The sequence below is a fragment of the Rhodocytophaga aerolata genome, assembly GCF_030503435.1.
In the GTDB taxonomy this organism is placed as follows: domain Bacteria; phylum Bacteroidota; class Bacteroidia; order Cytophagales; family 172606-1; genus Rhodocytophaga; species Rhodocytophaga aerolata.
In genome coordinates, this window is record NZ_JAUKPO010000023.1 from 61,209 (window position 1) to 83,521 (window position 22,313).

At 40.5% G+C, this 22,313-nt stretch carries 18 protein-coding genes; 2 read left to right on the plus strand and 16 right to left on the minus strand.

Annotated elements, in window-relative coordinates; all coding sequences use genetic code 11:
* Positions 1 to 19 precede the first annotated feature (19 nt).
* From Q0590_RS26775 to Q0590_RS26845, 15 genes are all read right to left on the minus strand, one after another.
* The gene (locus Q0590_RS26775) at positions 20 to 637 is read right to left on the minus strand and encodes a hypothetical protein (RefSeq protein WP_302040712.1); all 618 of its coding nucleotides are present in this window, start codon (positions 635 to 637) and stop codon (positions 20 to 22) included.
* Positions 638 to 840: 203 nt separating this feature from the next.
* Positions 841 to 1,320, minus strand: coding sequence for a hypothetical protein (locus tag Q0590_RS26780; RefSeq protein ID WP_302040713.1), 480 nt, complete (start codon positions 1,318 to 1,320; stop codon positions 841 to 843).
* Positions 1,321 to 1,636: 316 nt separating this feature from the next.
* Complete coding sequence (locus Q0590_RS26785) at positions 1,637 to 2,011, minus strand: DUF6567 family protein (protein ID WP_302040714.1); 375 nt, start codon at positions 2,009 to 2,011, stop codon at positions 1,637 to 1,639.
* A gap of 178 nt (positions 2,012 to 2,189) precedes the next feature.
* A complete protein-coding gene (locus tag Q0590_RS26790; RefSeq protein WP_302040715.1) occupies positions 2,190 to 2,810 on the minus strand; it encodes a hypothetical protein in 621 nt (206 codons plus the stop codon).
* Between the two features lie 49 nt (positions 2,811 to 2,859).
* Complete coding sequence (locus tag Q0590_RS26795; RefSeq protein WP_302040716.1) at positions 2,860 to 3,063, minus strand: DUF8691 family protein; 204 nt, start codon at positions 3,061 to 3,063, stop codon at positions 2,860 to 2,862.
* 218 nt (positions 3,064 to 3,281) lie between these two features.
* Entirely contained in the window at positions 3,282 to 5,969 is a 2,688-nt protein-coding gene (locus Q0590_RS26800) for a winged helix-turn-helix domain-containing protein (protein ID WP_302040717.1), read from the minus strand.
* 1,307 nt (positions 5,970 to 7,276) lie between these two features.
* Entirely contained in the window at positions 7,277 to 7,525 is a 249-nt protein-coding gene (locus tag Q0590_RS26805; protein WP_302040718.1) for a hypothetical protein, read from the minus strand.
* A gap of 286 nt (positions 7,526 to 7,811) precedes the next feature.
* Positions 7,812 to 9,224, minus strand: coding sequence for a sulfatase family protein (locus Q0590_RS26810; protein ID WP_302040719.1), 1,413 nt, complete (start codon positions 9,222 to 9,224; stop codon positions 7,812 to 7,814).
* A gap of 135 nt (positions 9,225 to 9,359) precedes the next feature.
* The gene (locus Q0590_RS26815) at positions 9,360 to 10,814 is read right to left on the minus strand and encodes a sulfatase family protein (protein ID WP_302040720.1); all 1,455 of its coding nucleotides are present in this window, start codon (positions 10,812 to 10,814) and stop codon (positions 9,360 to 9,362) included.
* A 24-nt stretch (positions 10,815 to 10,838) separates the two neighbouring features.
* Entirely contained in the window at positions 10,839 to 12,317 is a 1,479-nt protein-coding gene (locus Q0590_RS26820; protein WP_302040721.1) for a RagB/SusD family nutrient uptake outer membrane protein, read from the minus strand.
* A 77-nt stretch (positions 12,318 to 12,394) separates the two neighbouring features.
* Positions 12,395 to 15,865 carry a SusC/RagA family TonB-linked outer membrane protein gene (locus Q0590_RS26825; RefSeq protein WP_302040722.1) on the minus strand — a complete coding sequence of 1,157 codons (3,471 nt, stop codon included), beginning with the start codon at positions 15,863 to 15,865 and terminating at the stop codon, positions 12,395 to 12,397.
* Positions 15,866 to 15,869: 4 nt separating this feature from the next.
* Positions 15,870 to 16,916, minus strand: a complete 1,047-nt coding sequence (locus tag Q0590_RS26830) for a FecR family protein (protein ID WP_302040723.1) — start codon at positions 16,914 to 16,916, stop codon at positions 15,870 to 15,872.
* Between the two features lie 183 nt (positions 16,917 to 17,099).
* Positions 17,100 to 17,723: an RNA polymerase sigma factor gene (locus tag Q0590_RS26835; RefSeq protein ID WP_302040724.1), complete on the minus strand. Its 624-nt coding sequence runs from the start codon at positions 17,721 to 17,723 to the stop codon at positions 17,100 to 17,102.
* A 605-nt stretch (positions 17,724 to 18,328) separates the two neighbouring features.
* Positions 18,329 to 18,871 carry a dihydrofolate reductase family protein gene (locus Q0590_RS26840; RefSeq protein ID WP_302040725.1) on the minus strand — a complete coding sequence of 181 codons (543 nt, stop codon included), beginning with the start codon at positions 18,869 to 18,871 and terminating at the stop codon, positions 18,329 to 18,331.
* A gap of 180 nt (positions 18,872 to 19,051) precedes the next feature.
* Positions 19,052 to 19,465 carry a DUF6157 family protein gene (locus tag Q0590_RS26845; protein ID WP_302040726.1) on the minus strand — a complete coding sequence of 138 codons (414 nt, stop codon included), beginning with the start codon at positions 19,463 to 19,465 and terminating at the stop codon, positions 19,052 to 19,054.
* A 738-nt stretch (positions 19,466 to 20,203) separates the two neighbouring features.
* On the opposite strand from Q0590_RS26845, the gene Q0590_RS26850 reads away from it, so the two are divergent.
* The gene (locus Q0590_RS26850) at positions 20,204 to 20,434 is read left to right on the plus strand and encodes a 2Fe-2S iron-sulfur cluster-binding protein (protein WP_302040727.1); all 231 of its coding nucleotides are present in this window, start codon (positions 20,204 to 20,206) and stop codon (positions 20,432 to 20,434) included.
* Positions 20,435 to 20,443: 9 nt separating this feature from the next.
* Positions 20,444 to 21,175, plus strand: coding sequence for an adenylate/guanylate cyclase domain-containing protein (locus tag Q0590_RS26855; protein ID WP_302040728.1), 732 nt, complete (start codon positions 20,444 to 20,446; stop codon positions 21,173 to 21,175).
* Positions 21,176 to 21,244: 69 nt separating this feature from the next.
* Here the strand turns inward: Q0590_RS26855 and Q0590_RS26860 are convergent, their stop codons facing one another.
* Complete coding sequence (locus Q0590_RS26860; protein ID WP_302040729.1) at positions 21,245 to 22,243, minus strand: type I glyceraldehyde-3-phosphate dehydrogenase; 999 nt, start codon at positions 22,241 to 22,243, stop codon at positions 21,245 to 21,247.
* Positions 22,244 to 22,313: the final 70 nt, after the last annotated feature.

A 22,313-nucleotide genomic window follows, 5' to 3' on the forward strand; every position in this document is an offset into this window, starting at 1 on the left:
TGTTAGCGGTTCGTTGTTTTTATTTTCCAATTAACACTTCGTATTCTTTTGGTATTGTTACTCCATTAAAATGGTTTGTCAGTCCGTAGAATATGGCAATTGTCAAAACAAGTCCGAAAGTAAGGATTGCCATTGATTGTGAGTTTGGTGACAAACCAAAAATATTTTGCTTCATTTTTTTGCTGTGAATTGAGGCAATGTGTCCGAAAAACGAAAGAATTGCAAGTCCGTAATATGGTATAAAAAATAAATTGAAAGGAAACGAATTCAGTCCGGCAACTCCAAAATAAAAATTTGTGTCAAGGTGCAGAAAAAGTCTTCCACCAAAAACTGCACTTAAATGAATTATGAAAAATATCGCCAAGTAAAATCCTGTACAAATATGAACTTTGTCAAATTGAGTAGTAGCTGTTTTTATGTTAGTTTTGAAAAGTTTCAAACCTGAAATAATTTGTACGAGTACAGCAAATAATAAAATTGTTTCAATGAAGATGTTACGATAAAATATTCTCAGCGTATGCATTACTGAAATATGCCTGTGTGCACCAAAAATGCTTAAAGTGTGATTCAATAAATGCATGCCAACAAAAACTGTTATAGTTAGTCCGGATAAATAATGAATTTTGTTTTTTGTCATTTTTTATTATTTGTCTTTTAGGGTGAAGCCTTAGACGGGTTCAGTGGCTTGGGTAAATTGGTGGGAATTTAACCACAGAATTATATCGGAGAACCGAATCTCCATTTTGCCAAAACAGTTTTTTGGGCTGGTGTGTTTTATGCCTTGTTGCTTGAAACACAGAATCTATGCAACAAAGCCGTTGGAATGTATAAGATTGATAATTACTCTTTTAGCATATCCGTGCCAATCATTTTCAGCTTACCGGATATAGTTAAAGTTGTTGTAGTGGTAGGACTATCTCTTGCAGTTACGCTTTCGTTGGCAACATCCACTAAAAAAGTCAGCTTGTTGTTGCTAATTACCGCCCGGTCACCGGCAATCCTTTCGGTGGGTTTGGTTTGTTTCTTTATCACAATGTCATACAAGCCTTGTTGTGTGGTGAACGTACCTGTGTATTCCCGGTCAAACCCAGGGTCGCCGGTGATTTTAAGTGTGGCGTTGGAGCCGTTAGTGGTCACTTTCACTTTCGCATTGTAAATGTATCCCACCTTGGTTGTCGGGTCATCAGATACCTGAATGCTGCCGGCATACGTACCCACTTCAGTCACGCCGCCCGGTGTGGGGCTATCGTCCTCTTGTTTGCAGGCAAAAAAAGAAGTCATCAAAACAATCAATAGCGGGACAAAAACTTTTGCTTTCATAAAATGTGTATTTGTTATGTTAATAAATGAAACAGGATTTTAAAAACTCAATTATTCGCTTATTGTCAGAGGTTCGTTTGTAGAAGTTTTGAAATAATTATTTATTTAATCTCTAAGGGTAAATTCCCCGCCACTTGTGGCGATAGATAAACAAATTCTATCAAAAAACCCCGCTGCTTGCGGCGGGGAAATTTATTGGCAAATACTTCCATTTTTTCCAAATGAAAATCCCTGCTCTTAATCTATTCAAGTTAAGTGGTACCTCATAAGCCCCAAGTGTCAATCCTAAACTAATACACAGCCCATTTCTTTAAACTTACCTTGTAAATTCAACTACCTGGGCACTCACCGTTATAGTTCTTCTGACAAAGAATGGGGCAAAACCACCCAAGTGTTCCTCTGTCGTCACGTTGATGATGGCTTTGGAACCACTGAGCAAGTTGGCTTTCTTCATCATCGTTGCATACGCATTTTCGTACAATTGCCTTTTGTTCATACCTCCAATTGCCAATACATAAGACACTTCCGAACTTCCGCTTACCTGATCAATTACTTTGAAGTTGTTTGCACTTAAGTGTACTTCAGTGGCGTTTTGATTGTGGTTAGTAACAAGGGCGGTGCCGATGCCACATGAACTAAGAAATGCCGCGAGCAATAACAACACGGAATAACTGCCGGTCTTTTTCATCATAGTGATTATTTGTTGTGATATATGTATTAAAACTTAAATCTGAAAGGCAGGCCCGGCTCACCGGACAGAAAGTGGCCGCGAGGGAAGGTTCTATAAAAACCTATTCTTGAGAGTAGGAAGCTGCGGTTGGGAGTTTTATTAGGTTGAAAGGTATCCGGTTAACTTCTCGAGGAGGGTGCTAAAAGTTAAACCCAAAATCAAACCCAGGTTGAATAAAGTAGGTAGGCCATTTTTGTTCTACTGCTTTAAAAGATTGTGGAACATTCGTTCTTACAGGCCAAGAACTAATTCCAATAGCTGGTTCAAAAAAGAACCGGTTTTTAAAAAACGTAAACTGGTAACCCAAATAGAAGTCCAGATATAACGTGTATCCATTTCCAATCTTTTTATTATCCTCATCCAGATATTTTTCAAAAGCATTCAACGCCTGAACGGATGTATAAACTCCTTTCCACCAAAACCGCTGGTATCCTACTGTAGGTGCAAGTATGCGTGCATGTCCGGGATAGTTTTCTCCCGGTGCATCAAATGAGGATGATCCAAAAGGGATACCTATAGGCCAGGAATAAATGGATCTTTTGAATCTAAAGGAAACAACATCTTTAGGGGTTATCCTGTATCCAACATTTAATTGTACATACTCAGGATTGTTTGTTTTATCTAAATTACCCAATAAATATAGCGTGCTGCCAACGAACCACCGTTTATAAGTACTGTCTTGTTTGGCATCTTGAGCTTTAACTTGTAATGCGCTTGCCATCAGTAAGGTCAAGGCGACTAATAGAATTTTCTTTTGCATATCAATACTACTACTTGTTTTTAATGATTCGTTAACTGATTTATTAGTACTATTCTACAGATGTATCCACTGAAATCAGTTTGAGATTTAAATCTCTTATCCGGTTTAGAATTCCATGCATATAGGCTTCATCTTTCATATTTCCGTAAAGGATCGTATTGTCTCCATCATATTTGAAATCCATCCCATCAAAGTAATTTTTCCATTTTTTATCAAGATGCCCTCCGACCTTTATTTTTGTTATGTTTTTCATACGCAAATGAGTTTAATTTTAATGGAGCGTATGGAACCATCTATCATTTTCATCCTTTTTTGCAATGCTTGGCACATGATGGTTTCATAGTTAAATGAATTACGACAAGACAAAGGTATAGAGCACCCATTGGGTATCAGTCACCCATTCGGGTGATTTTATAAACAAAAAATCGGGTGAAGATAATTGTGTTTGAGGCGTTGGTGAGGGGCAGTTTCCTAAATCAATTGGAATTCTTTTGCTTTCGCAACCGCTTTGCTGCGGCTTTTAACATTAAGTTTAAGGTAGATATTCTTTAAATGAGTTTTAACCGTGTTAACAGAAACGAAAAGCTTATCTGCAATTTCAAGGTTGGTTAAGTTATCAGCAATAAGCTTGAGTGTATCCAGTTCGCGGTTGCTTAACTCAAAATTTGAAAGAATTTTAACGCGGTTTTGCTTTTTATTAATGGCAGATTTAAGTTTATCTACAAATGCCTTCGAAATTTTTGTTTTGGTGGTTGCTTGTATTTTATACGCTTCAAGCAATAGATTACTTGTAGTAGGTAAGTCAAACAGAAAATAATTTATTAAATCCTCCTCAGCGGCATATTCCATAGCTGCCAATAAATTTTTAACCGCTTTCTGCTGAAAACCGGTCATACTATGGAGGATAGCATATAAAATTTCAACCTGAACCAGCGTCTCTCTCCTGCCACTAGCGCTTGCCAATGCGAAAATTTTGGAGAGGACAGCTGTTGCTTCATCAAATTTATATTGCACAATCAACAAACGGGCAAAATTTATATAGATGTGCTCATTTTGGTAGGAGATTATCCCATCTGTTTTTATTCCGTATTCTTTAACAAAATCATTTGCCTGTTCAAGTTGAGATGCTTCAATGAACAAGTATATTTTCCATCCAACATAAGTGGTTACGATGTAAGGGGAGATTTTAAAATGCTTCATTACTCCCTCTAATTCCGTCAATTTATTTACAGCTCCAATTTTATCTTCACGGGCATGTAAAATGTATGAATAAGCCAGTAAGGCTATTATTTTTTGAAAGATATTCTTTTCATCTTTAGTTAATTGATAAGCCGTTTCTACACTTTCTAAAGCTTTATCAAAATCTGCCCAATAACATTCTGTAACAGACATCATCGTATATATTCCAGCGTAGGTCCATTCTGCTTTTGCAAACTCCGAATATCCTTTTTCTTTCATAAAAGTTAAAAGATCGGAAGATCGTTTATAGGCCGATTTATACTGACCAAAAACTGACTCCTGATAGGATAAAGAGGAAGCTGCTGATGAAATAAGATAAAAATTACCCGATGTTTTTCCGTATTCTAAAGCAATGGTTAATGCTTCTATTCCCTGCCTGGTATTTCCTTTATGTAATTCTGCATTCCCTTTAGCATTCCAGGCAAAACCCAGCCATAAGGGATCTTTTTTAGAAAGTTTTTCAAAGGCTGTTTGGCAATACTCTAATACTTTGTCTGGTTGCCCTTGATTTGAATTTAAATGGGCAAAGGCAACCGCAATTTTACCAAGCAGAATTCTATAATTCTCAATTTCAGGTTTGTTGGTTTTTTTATCAAGTATTTTTTCATTGGTTGTTTTTTGAGCGGATTCCAAAAGAGGTTCAGCATGTTGAATTTGTCCGGTATTAATTAATATCCATGAATAATATAAACAAAACGCAGGATTACCTTTCACGAGATCTTCAGGAATTAAATCACCATATCTTGAAATAGCAGAATGAAGGCCATTTTTCCACATATCCTCCACTACTTCTTCAAGTAATTGAATACTTTTTACGTAATCTTCAATAACCAACGTATGTTCTATGGCTAAGCCATACATCTTTTTATTTTCAAACCATTTTCCGGCTTTTTTATGAAGATCTTCAATTAACGGTTTCTCTTTTAGTAAAAGTCTTTGCTTTAAAAGATCCGCAAAGAGATGATGATACCGGTACCATTTCCTTTCTGAGTCCAGTGGGATAACAAAAAGGTTATTTTTTTCAAGCTGCTCAATAATTATCTGACTGTCATTTCTATGTAAAATAGCATTACACAAGGAGGCGGAGAATCTCTCTACTATGGATGTTTGCAACAAGAATTCCCTGATCCCATCTGATTGAATTTTTAGTACTTCCTCAATCAGATAATCCATAATATAGCGGTTATCTCCTCTTAAGTTTTGAATAAATTCAGAAACATTCTTCCGGTCATGTATTGATAACGCCGTGAGTTGCAGGCCAGCTATCCAGCCTTCGGTTTTGGTTTCAAGTGCATACGCATCATCAATGGATAAACCTATTTTTAATTTTTTATTAAATAAAACAGAAATGTCATGGGCCGAAAACCTAAGATCTGCTGATCGCAATTCAACAAGCTGATGCTGACTTCTTAACCGTGCTAAAGGCAAGGCAGGGTCAGACCGGGTTGAAATTGCAACATGAATAGTATCAGGAATGTGCTCCAATAAAAAAGTTACTATTGTTGAAATTTCGTTTGAATCTGTCAGATGAAAATCGTCAAGTACTAATAAAACATCCTCCTTAATTTGGAGCATATCGTTTATCAGCAAACCGCTAATAGAAATAGAATTGGGTTTGTCCGGAGATTTTATAAGCCTGAGCGCATTTTGTCCAAATTCGGAACTAATACGTTGAATACCTGCAATCATATAGCTCAAAAATTCTACAGAATCAATATCTCCTTTGTCCAGCGAAACCCAAGCTGTCTGGATCTTGTATTGGTTGATCCAATCGCTTATAAGGGTGGTCTTGCCAAATCCGGCAGGTGCAGAAATAAGAATTAATTTACGGTTGAGCCCTTCGTTTAACTTTTCAAAAAGATCTGGCCGATGAATTAAATTTTTTCCTGGAGTAGGTATATGTAGTTTAGTTAGAAGCACATATGCAATATAACAAAGGCACCCAATGTTTACCACTCTTTTATATAGACCATAGCCTCTTTTCTACAGAAACCTATTTCCCGGTCTTGTATTGATATAGGTTGACAAAATTCATCCTATAATCGTGTTTTAAAATCAAAGGGCTTGAAGGATGAAAATAACCATTTATGAGTCTTATCCTTCACATATTTTATTTTCCCTCCCGCCCCATTTGTTCAGTATCAAGAAAGGGGGAGTCATTTTAACCACCCGTTTACTTTATGGTTAAATGCTATGTTTAGACTTATACAAAATAGCTTTACCCAATGGCCATCTTTAGGATGAAAGTCCAACTGGACATCCTCTAAAATTCTACAGCATGGAAAAAGAGTTAAGGTAGTAGCCTGTTCCTTAAGTTTGAGATATTGAAGTTAGAGTATTTACTTTTTTACTTTCTATAATCTCTTTTTGGTTGGTAAGATTATCTCTGGCATTCCATAACAGAATTGTGATCACTCGCATGTACTAGAAAGCTATTGCTTCCTCCAAGTGGCTATCAGTTACATCTCTGCAGCCTGTTATTAATCTCTTCACTCATAGATGTGTAGAACAGCGGGTGCAGTTTTTGTGCTTGTAGCTGGCCTAGAAGAAGCTGCTTGGACAAAATTAACTCTTGTTTGCTCATCTGCCCAACAGCTGAGCTAAACTTGTTGAGGGAGTTGACTATTTGCTGAATGCAAATTTGGTATTCTTGCCTAAAGAGTTCATCAGGACTGAGTCTAGTTACTAACGCTGTATCAGGATGGATAGGATGAGCCATGGGTAGTAGAGTATGAGGTAGTTCCTTTTTAGAAGGTTAACTCCCTTTTCCTTCCCATTGTTTTTGGCAGGAGTTTATGAAAGCGAAAAAATAGTCAATACCTGTTGAGGGAAGGTAAATTCCCCTTCTCTTTAACCTAATAGCAAGCTCTTTTAATTATGTGATTCTGCTTTGCATCTGGCCCAACATTAAGAGCCTGTCAATCATCTTCAAAAATAGTTTGCTCGCTATTCAGTTCTCAAGGAGTTCACCGGATTCATCAAGGCTGCTCATAATGACTGCTAAGATAAGTAGGATAAGACCAATTGTTTCTACTACTTCTATCATGATAAATCTTGAGAAAGAAAAGGAGCAACTAGGATCGCTGAGGCGTCTTGCAAAGGATGAGCAACGGCTCCCAGTTATGCTGCCAGTCCCAATTCAGATAGTCCTTGTGGTAGCTACTCTATCCCTATGCTACCTATCTGCATAGGAAGGAAAGGCGAAGCACCTCCGCTATGCATCCGCTCTATCCTACTAATAAATGATTTTCAACGTAAGCCATCCCAGTAGCTGTAAGGCTGATATGGATCCCTTCTTTAAGCTCATTTATGCTAATGTAAGGACTAAGCAAATGAATAAATTTCATATCCTCTCCCTGCTTCCTGTAAATATGAAGCGCTTGCATGAGGTATTTTAAGATGATTGGGGTTTTTGCGGCTTTCTGATGCTGATAAAGTCTTTTCAGGATCAAATCACGTTTATGGGCTTGGTTCATAGAGGTTAAGGTTTTACTAATATGCCTCCTTTTAGCATAGCTTTAGCCTGCATATCTGTTATGAAAACAGGCGAAAAAATTGACTTACATTTTTCAATTATAAGTAAAACCAGCTAACGCTCCTTAAAAAAAAGACTCCTCTGCAGGAGTCTTTTTTTACAAGATGTCAATAAATTTAGTGTTTTTTTTACTGATAAAATCCATACAATGGTTAAATACATCACCTAATGTAGGCAGGCTTGGCAAAGCATGCAAAGGGCCTAAAGTTAAGTTTGTCCTTTTTACTTTATTTTACTTTTTTCTTAAGTTCTTGATAGCGACTTTGCATCTTTTTTAGCTTTACAGCATACGCCTGGTTTTCTGCTAGATTTTGTTTTTCATAAGGATCTTTTTTTAAATCATACAGTTCTTCATACCCATGTTCAATAAACTTCATATATTTTAGATCTATACTAACGACACCTTCTACTTGTGGGATACCGGGGCTTCCCATGAAGGTGTGCTCATAGAAGAAATCCTTACGGGCTACTGTTTCATCTCTTTGGTTTACTAATTGCATCAGATCGATACCCTGCATGTCTTTCGGAGCGCTAACTCCGGCCATGCTAAGAATAGTAGGGGCTATATCTACATTTAATGCTATCTGTTCAGGTGTTTTTCCTTTCATTGTTTTTCCTTTCCTTGGATCATATATAAGTAAGGGAACCCGGATAGATTCTTCATGGCCATACCATTTACCTTCCATGCCGTGTTCGCCTAGGTAAAAGCCATTATCGCCTGTAAAGATGATAATTGTATTGTCGACTATTCCTTGCTTCTTTAATTGTTCCCGTATTTTTCCCACTACTTCGTCTACACCCGTAATGAGCCTGTAATAATTTTTCACCGTTGCCTGATGCAGCTCAGGGGTAGAAAAAAGCGGCTTCCACCGTTTTCTAGCAATGTTGGTATCTGTGCGAAAAAACTCAGGGAAGCTATTCCAGTATTTGGGATCAGCCGTTTCGGGTACGGGCATGGTTTCTTTTGCATATAATTCCTTAAACCGTTCCTGCACAATAAACCTGGGTGGATCTCCATCTTGCTCATGGGGTGCTTTAAAGCTTACTGACAGGCAAAAAGGACTATCTGCTTTCCCAGCAAACTGAGTAAGAAACATGCTTACATCTTTAGCCACTTTATCGGTATGATGAATAAAATTTCCTTCTTCATCAATCATTTCATAGTCTGGCTGACCTTTATTGGTACATGCCCAGAAATCGTATTGCTCGTTGGGTTGGTCTTTAGGATTGCCTACGCCATATTTGCCTATAAAGCCTACTTTGTATCCTGCCTCTTTTAATAACATAGGGTAGGTTTTCTTTAATGCCTCGGAGCTAAAGCTGGTAGCAAAATCTTCGATCTTATGCCTGGATTGGTACTGCCCGCTTAATAAGCTAGCCCTGCTTACCGCGCAAATGGCTGTTGTCACATAGGCATTGCGAAACATAATCCCATCGCCTGCTAATTTATCTAAATGGGGCGTTTGAATGATCTTGTTACCCATCGCTCCCAGCGCATCCCAGCGATGATCATCGGTAAGAATAAAAATGATGTTGGGCTTCTCAGGCTTTTTCTGTTGGTAAGAAAAACAGGCCCTTGGTATCATCAGGATGAATGATAGAATTACTAGGGCTGCTATTGGTCGTTTAATTATTTTCACAAGCTGTAAGTTTTGAATGAGTAAATTTTAGTAAGTAATCGATTACTAAAATCACAGGTTTAATAGATTATTGATATAGGATTTCAATTTCTTCTCCTTTAAGATAAGGATTACTTACCTGGCTAGAGAAAGGGCTCACTCAACTATCTTCTTGCCTTCGTAATTAACCGTTTGATAGGGAACGGTTTCTGTTTCATCCACCACATACTTCCATTTTTTTACATACTCCATTCCCGGCCTGAATTCATCTTTGCGTTGTTTTAGGGTTTCTGTTAACATTTTCTCCAGCTTCTTTTGGGTTTGTGCATGTGCTGGATTTCCAATCAGGTTGGTTAACTGAAAGGGATCTTTGATATTATCAAATAAGAGCCATGCCCCTTTCAGATCTTTTACATAGGTGTACTGAGTGGTTACAATGCCCCTATATTCCCGGCCTCCTTTTCCCCGGTTCCACTGGCCAAAAGGTTGCACGCACGATATGAGAGTATGGGTAACCTGGTCTTTTTTAGTACCTTTTAACACCTCTGAAAAATCTACTCCTTCCACAGAAGGAGGAATAGATAAACCAGACAAGCTTAGTAAGGTCGGCATAATATCTGGTGAGTTTAACAAGATGGAGGAAGTTTTGGGGCCATTACCAAACACTGCCGGGTAATGAATTAAAAAGGGCACCCGGATGCTTTCGGCATAGGGTTGCTGTTTATTCCAGGAACCATGGGCTCCCAGTAAATCGCCATGGTCAGCCGTGAAGACAAGGATGGTATTTTTTTCTATGCCAGCGTCTTGTATAGTTTGCCATATTTTCCCGATATACTCATCAATAGCGCTCATGTGGGAATAATACCCAATCAGGTCTTTTTTTACTTTTTCCCGGTTTTCAGCAGGTACATTGGGATTGATCTCCATACTCTTGTTTTCATACATTTTGCGGTACTTTTCTGGGGCTGAATGATAGGGATCATGTGGAGGCCCCAGAGAAAGAAACAAGGTAAAGGGCCTGTCACTTTTCGCCTGCCCGCTAATGTATTGGCAAGCATCGTTGCTCTGGGCAATTACATCATATCCCTCCCAAAATAGTTTTTTATCCGAGTCTCCGCTGTAATAAGCCGATTGGTTGTAGTTATGGCTACATTCCAGGGCTTTCCAGTACTCAAACCCCTGCCTGCGGTTTTTCGGAATATAGCTGCTCCGGCCATGTCCATCGATGTGCCACTTTCCAATAAAACCGGTAGTATATCCATTATTCTTATACACTTTGGCAATGGTTGTTTGGGAGGTATCCAGCATGACATCATTCATGAATACGCCAGTTGTCAGCGGATACTTGCCTGTCATTAAGGAAGCCCGGAAAGGCGTGCATACGGGCATACCTGAAACCGCATTTTTAATATTGACGCTTCTTTCCGCTAGCCGGTCCAAATTAGGGGTGATGGCATTTTTATCTCCTGAATAGCCGGTGGCTTGTGCCCGCCATTGGTCTACGATAATCACCACAACATTCGGCCTTTGTGGGTTCTGCCACATACCTGCGTAAAGCAACATAGGGGTGATGAATAATAAACCGGCAAGAATTATATGTCTCTTCTTCATATGTATTTCTTTAAAATTAAAAACTTAATATCCCGGATTCTGCGCCAATTGATTGATTAGAATTTGTTCTTGTGGAATGGGCGCTAAGAGTTTAAAAGGTGCCATTTCATAGGAAGCAGCATAGAGAAAGGATTTTTTTGCTTTCTCTCGTGCACCATGAGCGGCTAGTACTTCCAAGGCTTTCCCTGTCCGTTTCAGATCATACCAGCGCTGATTTTCAAAACAAAATTCCACTTGGCGTTCCTTGGCAATCAGGCTTTGGAGGGATGTCTGGTCATACCCAGTTAAAGGTACAGTTAAGCCCGCCCTGTCTCGAACTTGCTGCACATACCCAATGGCTTCACCTGTACGGCCTTGTTGGTTGAGCGCTTCTGCATACATGAGCAGTACGTCTGAATAGCGCAATACTGGCAAATTATCGCCGGTGCGGTCGTCGGTGGCTGTTTGCGGGGGCTGGTACTTGCCACAATAGGGAATAGGGCGTACCACGGCATCCCAATCCCTGCCATTCCAGTATTTGATAGAGACATCTTTGCGTAAATCTCCTGGCTCAAAGGCATTAATCAAATCTTCCGTAGGCTGGTTCCACCCGCCGCCTACCAGGTTTATATTGGGACGGGTGGTAACTGCGCCACCTGAGGTCCAGGGAGCAAACCAGAAAATAAACCGGTTGGCAAGTTCTACGCTATTTTCTGAGTATTGAATAGCAAAGATAGTTTCTTTAAAATCTTTACTCGCCGGATTGAAAAGACTGGCATAATCAGATAACAGGGCATACTTTCCAGAGGCCATCACCGGTTTTAGTGCCTGCTCAGCTTCCGCGTACCGTTGTGTGGTCAGGTATACTTTTCCTAACAAAGCCTGTGCAGCCCCTATACTAGCCCTACCTTCTTCGGCTACATCTGCTGCACTGGCAAATTGAGTAACCGCCTCATTTAAATCACGGATGATACTTTCATATACCTCTTCTTCAGTCGATCTTTTTATATCTATCGCTTCTTGGGCTGTAATTGGTTTTAATACCAAGGGCACCCCACCAAACTGGCGAACTAAGTTAAAATAATACAAGGCCCGTAGAAACAATGCTTCTCCACTACTACGTGCCTTATAAGATTCCTTAGACCAGCTTACGCCAGGCCGCTCAATTTCACTGAGCAGTTTATTGCACCGGGTAATTCCGTTATAGGACAAGTTCCAGAAATTAGCATAAGCTACATTGTTAGAGGCCAGAATAAACTGATCAATGACGCCTTTTGAGGCTTCACCAGTAGCCGTGTTGTATTGGAAGCTGGCATTATCTGAAGGAAGTTCAGCCATTACCCAGTGTTCTACTTTTTCATAATCACGCATAGGTACATAACAGCCATTGGCCAGCAGAATAAATTCGGCTTCTGACTGATAAAAATTACCTTCGCTTAAGGTTGACTCCGGATATATTTCCAGAAAGTCATCTGAACAGGCTGTAAGGAAATAAAGGGCTAGTATATAAAGTATTTTTTTCATTGGTTGGGGAGTTAACTTGAATATTTAATGGAATAAATGCAGGTTAATAGACAGATTTCATAGGAAACCACTAAATTTTAAAAAGACAAATTGATTCCCAGAGAACTGGTTCTGGCCAGTGGATAAGAAGATATGTCAAATCCTGGAGCCAGGGTATTGCTTACATTAGCACTTTGTGCTTCCGGATTAGCTCCTCCATAGCTGGTAAACATGGCTAAATTCTGAACCGTCAGGTATAGCCGGCAGTTTTTGACAAACCTGGTAGTTGCCATCCATTTTTCGGGTAGTGTATATCCCAGCGTAAGATTAGCAATCCGCAGGTAGGAGGCATCTTCTACCCACAGGTTGGAAACCCGATGACCTAAACTAGGGGTAAGGATGGGAACCCCATAATGCCTGCCATCTCCCGGCTGATCCGGCGTGCGCCAGCGGTTGGTCCATTCCTGGCTAACATTAAAGAATCCTTGCAAATTATCTATGCTTTGACGTAAGCCATTCATTACCTGGCCACCAGACTGCCCATTGAGAATCACATTCAGGTTAAATCCTTTATAAGAAAAACTATTGGTGAATCCGAAAATAAAGTCAGGATGTGGACTTCCAATGATGGTGTAATCCAGCAGATCGTTAATAATACCATCTCCATTGATGTCTTTGTACTTTACATTGCCTTCGTATACCTGCGGTGTTTTAACGATAGTCGGATTCTCCATGTCCTCGGCTGTATACAATCCTTCAAATACATATCCGAAAAACTGGCCAATGGGCTTTCCCACAACTGAGATGTGGGTAGGATTGCTGTCATTGTTTCCAGCTAAGATCTGGGCTCCATTTTCATTAAGGGAAAGAATTTTATTCCGGTTAAAGGCTACGTTCATATTCAGGTCCCAGGTAAATTTGCCTGCTAACGGTGTGGCACCCAGAGCTATCTCCACACCCTGGTTGCGGATATTGCCTTGATTCACCGTCTGCGAATTAAACCCGGTGATGGCCGGAATTACATTGTTGAGCAGCATGTTCATGCTTTTGCGGTGATAATAATCTACTGCCAGCGTTAACCGGTTATTAAATAAGCCAACATCCACGCCAGCATCTATCTGATTGGATTCTTCCCAGGTTAAGAAAGGATTGGATAAACCCACACTGGATGCTGTTACCTGCCTGTTTCCGAAAACATAAGACCCCGCATTGATAGAAGCTAAGTGGGCATAATTTCCAATGTTGTTGTTCCCACTTTTTCCATAACTCGCCCGTAACTTTAACTCATTGAGCAGGGGATTGTTTTTCAAAAACCCTTCTTCAGAAATCCGCCAGGCACCTGCTACAGACGGGAAAAGGGCATAGCGGTTTTCGGAGCCGAACCTGGAAGAACCATCCGAGCGAAAGGTAGCTGTTAACAAATACCGGTCTTTAAAACCATAGTTAACTCTACCCAGGTATGAGATCATGCTCCACTGATTAACTCCTTCTCCCCAGGTACGGATGGCTTGTGCAGCATTGATTGTCTGGATCAGATCATTGGCATAGGGATCGGCACTTAGGTTAATTACACTCGCGGTACTTTTCTGGGTGGTATAGCCTACCAGTGCATTAATACGGTGATTGCCAAACGTTTTATCGTAGGTAAGGGTATTTTCAATCAGCCAATCGAAGCTTTCGCCTCTGTTGTTAGTAGATCGTGCAGTACCTGCAGCGGGTGGCCTGTTGGAAGCACCCACGGTACTAGGAACAAATTGACTGTACTTGGAGGTGGACCAAATCGTATTTAAGGATGTACGCAGCTTCAACTCGGGGATAATAGCCCATTCCACAAAGGCAAGGCCCAGGTTCTGGAAGTCTTTCTGAGCTTGTGTAGTTTCCCTGAGGACAAATAAGGGATTGGCAAAACTCCAGGCAGAATGGTATTTACTCTGAGGAGAAATTATATAGGGTTTTAATTGCCCATTCTCATCATAGGGTGAGGTTACCGGATTAGCCCAGTTACTTACGCCCAAAACATCTTCCCGGTTGGTATTGGTGTTGGTGCGGCTTTGCTGGATATAGGTCGGCTGAAGGGAGGCACCCACTTTGATGGATTTGCCGATATTAACGTCCATGCCCAGCTTACTGCTAAATCTTTCTAAACCTGTGTACTTCAAGGTGCCTTCCTGGTTAAAATAGCCAAGGCTAAAGTTGATACGCGATTCCTTGGTTCCTTTGAGTATATTGATGTTGTGATCTTGAATAACCGCTGTTTGCAGGAGCAGATCATACCAGTCGGTACCATTTCCTATCATTTGTTCCGGATAGCGGTACTCTTCCGGATAGTCCTCCAAGGTAGCTTCTCTTTTTTCCCGTTGCCGCACCACGATATTGATTTTATCGCGCTGCAACTCGGCAAACTCGCGTTGGTTCATCAGGTTGGGACGGCCTCTTTGTGGCACCTGCTGTATGCCCCGCATGGAAGATACATTTACCTGCATTTGCTCATAGTCGCCTTTTTTGGTCGTAATCATCACAACACCATTGGCTCCGCGTGACCCGTAAATGGCTGTAGAGGATGCATCTTTCAACACGGTGACCGATTCAATATCATTAGGGCTGATAAATACTAGAGGATTTAGATTCTGGTTGAGCCCGGCGGAATAGGGCATTCCGTCCACCACATATAAGGGCTCATTTCCGGCACCCAGCGAGCCGCTTCCACGTATTTTTACAGACGTGCCTGCGCCAGGTGCGCCGGATAGTTGTTGTATCTGCACACCAGCTACTTGTCCCACCATCTTCTGGTCAATGGTTGAAACGGGTACATTCCGGATCGCCTTTTGATCGATTGTGGCTACGGCTCCGGTTACATCCTGGGCTCGCTGCGTACCATAGCCGACAACCACTACTTCTGTCAGCGATTTTATATCCGGAAGTAAGGTGATGTTTATTTCCGCCTGGTTGTTAATGGCTACTTCCTGAGGCATATAGCCGATATAAGAAAACACCAATATGCCATTGCCATCTGGTACAGAAAGCGTATAGGCTCCATTTCCATCCGTTACTGTTCCATTAGAAGATCCTTTCAGCAGCACATTCACTCCAGGCAAGCCTTCTTTAGTATCCGAATCAATCACTCTTCCTGAAAGTGTAATCGCCTTCAGAGCTTTCTGAAGCAGACTAGTTGCCGGAACAGGCTTGTCTGTTTTTTCCTCTGCCTGCTTAATGATGTACTGGTTAGCAGAAGATTTGATTAATTTTAGTCCTAAGGCGTCTAAGGTACGCTTGATAGCCTCCAGATTTTTAGCATCTTTTGCCTGTGCGCTTGTAATCCATTTGTTTTCCAGTAACAAAGGATCGTAGATAAAATGGATGTCTCGCCTGTTGCTGATGCCATGTAACCAATGCTGAACAGATAATTTTTCTTCTCCATTTTGCAAGGGTACATGCGTATTGGCTTCGGGCTTACTGAGCTTTGCTACGAGCTTCTGCTGGGCATAGCCAGTAAGGAAGGGTGTGCAGACCATCATTAGAATAGCCACCAAGAATTTGGGGTTGAGGTGTAGTAAAAGGGTTGTTCTCATAGATTTATGGATTAGAGGCAGGTTTTTCCAGAGTAATGATTATATGCTGATCCTGATGAGTGATTTGGATGTTGTAGGCGAGAGAAAGGGTGTGAAATAAAACCTGTTGGCTTCTGACATCGAGGCTGCCGCTCATTTTCTGCTGTAGAATGGAAGGCTGCTGAGGATAGTCTATTGAATAGCCATATTTATACTCCAGCAGTTGAAGAATTTCTTCCAGCGAGGTGTTCTCTAACTGGAGTGTGCCATTGAGCCAGCCTGTATATAGTTTTGGATTCACCTGGTTTTTAATGAGTCTGGAGTCCGCTATATGGATAATTTCTCCTGGTTTTAACAGGATTGCCTGCCCTTTTTGATTTACTCGTACACTCCCCTTCTCCAAAACTACATTTTGCCTGGCCGGTGCATTTATCACATTAAAGCGGGTGCCTAACACTTCCACGTCCATGGATTGCATGTGTACCACAAAGGCTTTGCGCCTGCCTTCTTTTGTTGTCTGATGGCTTACTTCCAGAAAAGCTTCTCCTTCTATCCATACTTCCCGGGTATCAGACTCTGACAGCAACGGGGAATAGCGGCAAAAGCTATTTTTATTGAGTGTAATAAGCGTTCCATCTGGCAAGGTGAGCCGGCGGACGGTGCCTTCGGATTGGTAAGTAAACCATGATGCTTTTTCCTGATGCTTATTCAAGGTTTTATATACATAAAAGCTGACACCTGCCATCAACACTAAGATTGCTGCCCAACGGGCGAGCGTGCCATACAGACTGCGTATTTTGGCTGATTTAGGTGCTTGTGGGGCAGCAATTTTTTCCTGAATTCCTTGTAACACGTCCAGTTCATCCTGCCGGGTACTTTCAGGCTCTTGTTGTAAGTGCAGAAAGTTGTAAAGCTGACGTGCCTGTTGTAATATTTCTGCTTTTTGAGGATATTGTACTAACCAGGATTGCCAGAATTGGGCAGATGCTTCCTCGTTATATTTCATCCAATGCAGAAAATCTTCATCTTCTAATAGATCTTTTACCCGATACTGTGTATAGTCTTTTCTCATGAAAAAGAAGCATTGTATTGCCTCACATATAAAAGACTATCGTGTTTGCCCAATCACCCCACAGGTAGAAATTTTTTTGCAAATTTTTGCAGCTAAACAAAACATCAGGTAGAACATGATCTTGTTTACTGTTTTTAGCAGAATGGACCACAAAATGATTGAGGGGAGTGTATGGAGTAGCGCTTAATTGAAGAGAGATAGTAAGGAGAACAAACCAAAAAGTTGTGGCCAAGCATGGGAGCTGTGCGGCATGTTTTGCTTTAAAGTATCCAGGGATCGGGCTACTAATTTATAGGCTGCCTTCACAGTAATATCCATAATGGCGGCAACTTCATCATATTCTAATCCTTTTATGTATCGTAAATAGATAATCTCCCGCTGCCTGGAAGTGAGTTTATTCATAGCCACTCTGAACTGCCGGTAAGATTCAGCTTGGTCTTCAGTGGCTATTAAATGATGTTCCTGTGGATAGCTTATTTCAAAATCATACCTTTCTTCATCAAGCTCGTAGAAATTAGATCTGGTAAGGGCAGAAAGTTTAGTTAGAATTGTATTGCGTAAACTTTTGAGCAAATAATAGCGAATCTGCTCAACTTTAAGCAGTTGAAGGCGGTTATTCCATAATTTTACAAACAAATCCTGAATACATTCCTTTATTAAGGATTTATCAGGGTGAAAATGCATGCCGTACCGGAACAAATCTTTAAAACACGCATGATAAATAGCTGTGAATGCCTTCTGATCCCCTTTCGTAAAGGATACCCAATTTTCCTGCAACGTAAGATCAGTGGAAGCTATCTGTTTCAATGGAAAGATGAATGCTTAATAGCGAGAAATACTAATAAAAGTTAAAAAAATTATTAGTATAATCAAATAAATAAAAAAATATATGCATTATAATGACACCATTCAATATCCGGTAGATAAGATTGAAGCTGAATACTGTATATATTAGTTGATAGATTACTTTTCAAAAGGATATCAAAAATGATTCGATAACACGTGGATAAAAGGAATCAAGCAGGGAAACGCAAAAGAGTAAGGTGGCAAGGGAAAGCTTGTAATGGAGCATTAGCTGTTTTTTTCTTTATTATCTGAAAGTATAGTCTAATGATGATGTCAGGCAAGCTCAAATGCGATTATGATAAATTTAGGAGTGTGGCACTCTAATGAGTCTCCAAAAACAGAGGGGCAAGGTCATTACTGCGTAATCCCATTAGATAATAACAGCTTCTGTGTTACCGACTGTTAAAGGAACTTCCCCCTTTCAGGTAACTACTTAATAAGGTAACTGAGCTGCTCTCAAAAATTAAGACAGTTTAATAGTCAAACCAAAAAGAAGTTAATTGCTATCCTTTGGTGCTGAATCCGACATTTAGTTATACTTCCTTCGCTGTTATATCCATGATATATCATGGATATATAATAGTGTAAGAAATTATTTGAAGGCCATTCTCATAGGTTTGACATTGGGTTAATTGAAGTTGATACGTTGTCGTTAAGTTTTCAAATAATTTTATCCCATTGCCCATAATGATGGGATTGAGCTTTATCTTTAAGGCATCGATCTGTTTGTTTTCCAGAAGCCACCCTGCAAATTTTCCCCCGCCACATAAATAAATATCTGTGGGTGATTCTTTTTTTATTAGCCGGATTTGCTCAATATCCATTTTTTTAACTTCTACTTGTTGACTTTGATTTTGCAGTTCTAATCGGTTAGAAAAGATATAGTGTTTCATATGAGGATAAGCTGGCGAGGGTTGTCCGGCCTGTGCACCAAATTTGTATCCAAATTCATAGGTGCTTCTTCCCATGATCACGGTTTGATAAGATTTTAAATCTTCCAGATACTTTTCTACCCCTTGCCCATCATATATAAATCCACTCACATCCTCATTTATTCCTGCAATAAACCCATCAATGGAGCTTGCCACATAGTACACTATTTTTGTCATTTCCTTAATTTTTTATTGTTAGAAGAAGTTTTGCTTACCCTTGGGCTGGCATTTTAAGAATATAGCTCACCATGTCCTCTTATCCACCCTTGCCTGTCATTTGGCTCTCATACGCACTTGGTTTTCTGCTTCCTTTTTCTTGACAGACCTGTTTGCTTGTCGACAGAAAAGGCATATTTGTTATTTACTTGCCTTCATAGCTTTCAGTACTTTCAGATTTTTGTCTGCTGAAAACTTTTGGTATTCTGATGTTTCACAGCCATACACAGCTACTTTTCCCGCTTGATCACAGTGTATTCCCCATCCATATCGCTTGGTTAAAGGGGAGGCACGAAAACAGGGTTGCCCTTTTGAAAAAAATTGTTCTTTTGCCGCCGCAAGTTCAACTTCTGTTAAATCATTTCTTTCAGCAAAAACTTGAAAAAACACTTCATCAGAAGTAAACCTATAAGGATTTTTGCTCACTAATTCGAATTGAATAGCAGCAACCGTTTTAGCTTCTGCTTTTACTGGTGGTTTTTCACCCCCTAGTGCCGGGCAGTCATCGGCAATTTGTATAAACGTGTTTTGGTAATTGGTCGTGTGAATCTTCATATGATAAGATTTTAGGTGCAAATTGACATAGGAGTATGACAAGCCTATGTCAGCATGTTATTTAATTGCAGGTAAGATAAGAAGAAATATAAAATTTGCTGTCTCTAGTGCGGCATTGGTCATTGTCTGACTAGAAAATGATACTGTTGTATTATTTTAAGAGTTTTATCAGTTACCCGAAAGGGGTATATAATGTTACAATCTCTTTGAAAATAGTTTCCAAATCGCTGATTACTTGTCCAAGCACGTTTCATAGATTGTAACTAAGCTATGAAACATGCTAGAACTGAACTGTACAGTTCCTCGTACATTGTTCTTTTCAAGCATAGCTGCTTACCTGTGTAGAGGACAAAGTTTCAGAGAACTGCTTTCTGTTACCAAATATACTATAACTACAGCAGAACACCCATAGATGAAAAAGTACTGCACTGCCTAAGGATATGGGCAAAAATGGCCCTCCAAAAGCTAACAACAATGAGCCTAAGAGACTGAGTCCGGCTATCAAGAAGCCATTAACAGCTATGCAAAAACTAACCTCCTTATTTAAGAACATATATAAAGTTTGGGCTATTGAGTTTACATAATATAGAGAGTTTGGCATACTGGAAAAGATTCCCAGATCCGGCACAGAAGTGGGAGAGGAGGCAAATGGATGGCTCACTTCAGCGGGGCTGTTGTTTGTTTCATGTACAATATTACCAGGGACGATAAGTTACCCGTATTGCAGGTTGGATTCTTATGTTAAAACAAACCCGTACAATAGGCAAAAAAGAAAACTATTTAGTAAAGTTTGCAGGAGAGGGCTTGATTATGGTCGCTGAAAGACAATCTTTATTGGAAGCAACTCTTGTTGCAGGCATACCCATGTTGCATGCCTGTGGTGGACAAGCTAAGTGTTCTACCTGCCGGGTGCTGGTGTTAAAAGGTTATCACTCATTATCAATACCAACTGAAAAAGAAAAAATGTAAAAAAAGAACATGCGGTTTCCTCCCAATGTACGCCTGGCTTGCCAGACACAAGTTGAGCGTGAAGGTGTAGACTTATCCCGCATCATCCGGGATGAAAGTGATATCAATTTGTATGTAGGCATAGATGCCGGGGAAGCTACCCAGCAATTGGGGGAAGAAAAGGAGTTGGTGATGTTTTTTCTAGACATTCGCAACTTTACAACCTTTGTAGAGTCGCATCCGCCTTTTGATGTGATTCATATCATCCGGAAGCTTTTTACCACTTTTCAAAAAAGTATTGAATTGCATGGAGGAAAAATCATAGAAACAGCAGGAGATGGATTTTATGCCGTATTTGGGTTTGAGAGGGAATTAAACGTAGCAGTCACCTCAGCTGTGAAAGCAGGTTTTGATATATTGTCAGATTTAGAAAAGATGAATGAGAGCTATTTTAGCAAGTATTTTGAGCATTATATTCAAATTGGCATAGGTGTACATGCAGGACCTGCTGTAGGAGGAAATATTCGCCTAGGCAGCGAAAATCATATGGTGGTCATGGGCCACGCGGTAAATGTTGCTTCCCGGCTGCAAAATGCGACCAAAGAACTCAACAATAATTTCATCATCTCCGCTTGCGTGTTTCATCTGTTGCAGACCACACTAGCCGAATATCCGACTACTTCTATCCAACTGAAAGGGATCAGCAAACCCATGCAGGTGTACCTGCTGGGTAAACCCTATTGGGCTCATGATAAAAGGTAATCTTAGCATGAAAAGTAAGAGGCATACGTATTCCTTTTGACTTGCAACCTGATACGTATCTTTGTGAGATTACTTTGAAGCCATAAAAGCTGCTACTTCTGCCAGGCGATTGGCAAAGCCCCATTCATTATCATACCAGGCAGCAACAGACAGGATACCTCCCTGCTTTTGGGTAAGGGGCAAATCAATGATAGACGAATGGGAGTCGCCCACAATCCTGGCAGATGACCAGGCTTCCTCCAGCACATCCATCACGCCTTTGAGTGGGGCTTCTGAAGCAGCATTGCGGAAAGCATGGTTTACTTCTTCCACGGTGCAGGGTTTTTCAGTCACCAGGTTCAGTTCGGCAATACTGCCTGTGCGGGTAGGAACCCGGTAAGCCTTGCCGGAGATTTGCAGATCTTTCCAGATAAAGCCTAATGCCCTGGCAGCTCCGGAAGAAGAGGGGATAATGTTTTCAGCTGCTGCCCATGAGTCACGCCTGTCCTTCATCGGCTGGTCAGTGAGCGACTGGCTGTTGGTATAAGAATGTACCGTAGAGAATAGGCCATATTGAATACCAAAATTTTTATGTACTACTTTTACCACCGGTGCCAGACCATTGGTTGTACAACTGCCGGTGCTCACAATCTGGTGTGTAGCAGGGTCGAAATTTTCCAGATTAATTCCTTTCAGCAGTACAGCATCACAATCTTCCAGGGATTTGGGCGGCGCACTCATCAGTACCAGTTTTGCTCCCCTTTCCAAATGTAAATTTGCGCCTGTACGGGTGGTAGATCTTCCGCTGCAATCAATGACCAGTTCTACTCCCAGGTTTGCCCAGTCAGGTATTTCCTGAGCTGAATTGTAATAAGAAATGGCTCTTTCTCCAATTATAATAGATCCCGGTGTTCCTTTTACATGATTCTTCCAACGGCCATATACCGTATCTACTTCAAAAAGAGCAGCCAACGTAGATTCATCTTTTACATCAGCGATAGCTTCTGGAATGAATAATTGATTTTGTAGTGCTACCTTCAGACATTGGCGGCCAATGCGGCCAAACCCATAAATGGCAATTTTTTTCATCGTATGTGGTAAGTTTAGTTGCTATTTTAGATATAACATAGACAATTTAGCTTTTCCACCCAGGGAGCAG

What these genes read in the sequence shown, in the direction of transcription:
- Q0590_RS26775 (WP_302040712.1), bottom strand. Translation starts at nt 637, where the DNA reads ATGACAAAAAACAAAATTCATTATTTATCCGGACTAACTATAACAGTT.
- Q0590_RS26780 (WP_302040713.1), bottom strand. Translation starts at nt 1,320, where the DNA reads ATGAAAGCAAAAGTTTTTGTCCCGCTATTGATTGTTTTGATGACTTCT.
- Q0590_RS26785 (WP_302040714.1), bottom strand. Translation starts at nt 2,011, where the DNA reads ATGATGAAAAAGACCGGCAGTTATTCCGTGTTGTTATTGCTCGCGGCA.
- Q0590_RS26790 (WP_302040715.1), bottom strand. Translation starts at nt 2,810, where the DNA reads ATGCAAAAGAAAATTCTATTAGTCGCCTTGACCTTACTGATGGCAAGC.
- Q0590_RS26795 (WP_302040716.1), bottom strand. Translation starts at nt 3,063, where the DNA reads ATGAAAAACATAACAAAAATAAAGGTCGGAGGGCATCTTGATAAAAAA.
- Q0590_RS26805 (WP_302040718.1), bottom strand. Translation starts at nt 7,525, where the DNA reads ATGAACCAAGCCCATAAACGTGATTTGATCCTGAAAAGACTTTATCAG.
- Q0590_RS26815 (WP_302040720.1), bottom strand. Translation starts at nt 10,814, where the DNA reads ATGAAGAAGAGACATATAATTCTTGCCGGTTTATTATTCATCACCCCT.
- Q0590_RS26820 (WP_302040721.1), bottom strand. Translation starts at nt 12,317, where the DNA reads ATGAAAAAAATACTTTATATACTAGCCCTTTATTTCCTTACAGCCTGT.
- Q0590_RS26825 (WP_302040722.1), bottom strand. Translation starts at nt 15,865, where the DNA reads ATGAGAACAACCCTTTTACTACACCTCAACCCCAAATTCTTGGTGGCT.
- Q0590_RS26830 (WP_302040723.1), bottom strand. Translation starts at nt 16,916, where the DNA reads ATGAGAAAAGACTATACACAGTATCGGGTAAAAGATCTATTAGAAGAT.
- Q0590_RS26840 (WP_302040725.1), bottom strand. Translation starts at nt 18,871, where the DNA reads ATGACAAAAATAGTGTACTATGTGGCAAGCTCCATTGATGGGTTTATT.
- Q0590_RS26845 (WP_302040726.1), bottom strand. Translation starts at nt 19,465, where the DNA reads ATGAAGATTCACACGACCAATTACCAAAACACGTTTATACAAATTGCC.
- Q0590_RS26850 (WP_302040727.1), top strand. Translation starts at nt 20,204, where the DNA reads ATGTTAAAACAAACCCGTACAATAGGCAAAAAAGAAAACTATTTAGTA.
- Q0590_RS26855 (WP_302040728.1), top strand. Translation starts at nt 20,444, where the DNA reads ATGCGGTTTCCTCCCAATGTACGCCTGGCTTGCCAGACACAAGTTGAG.
- Q0590_RS26860 (WP_302040729.1), bottom strand. Translation starts at nt 22,243, where the DNA reads ATGAAAAAAATTGCCATTTATGGGTTTGGCCGCATTGGCCGCCAATGT.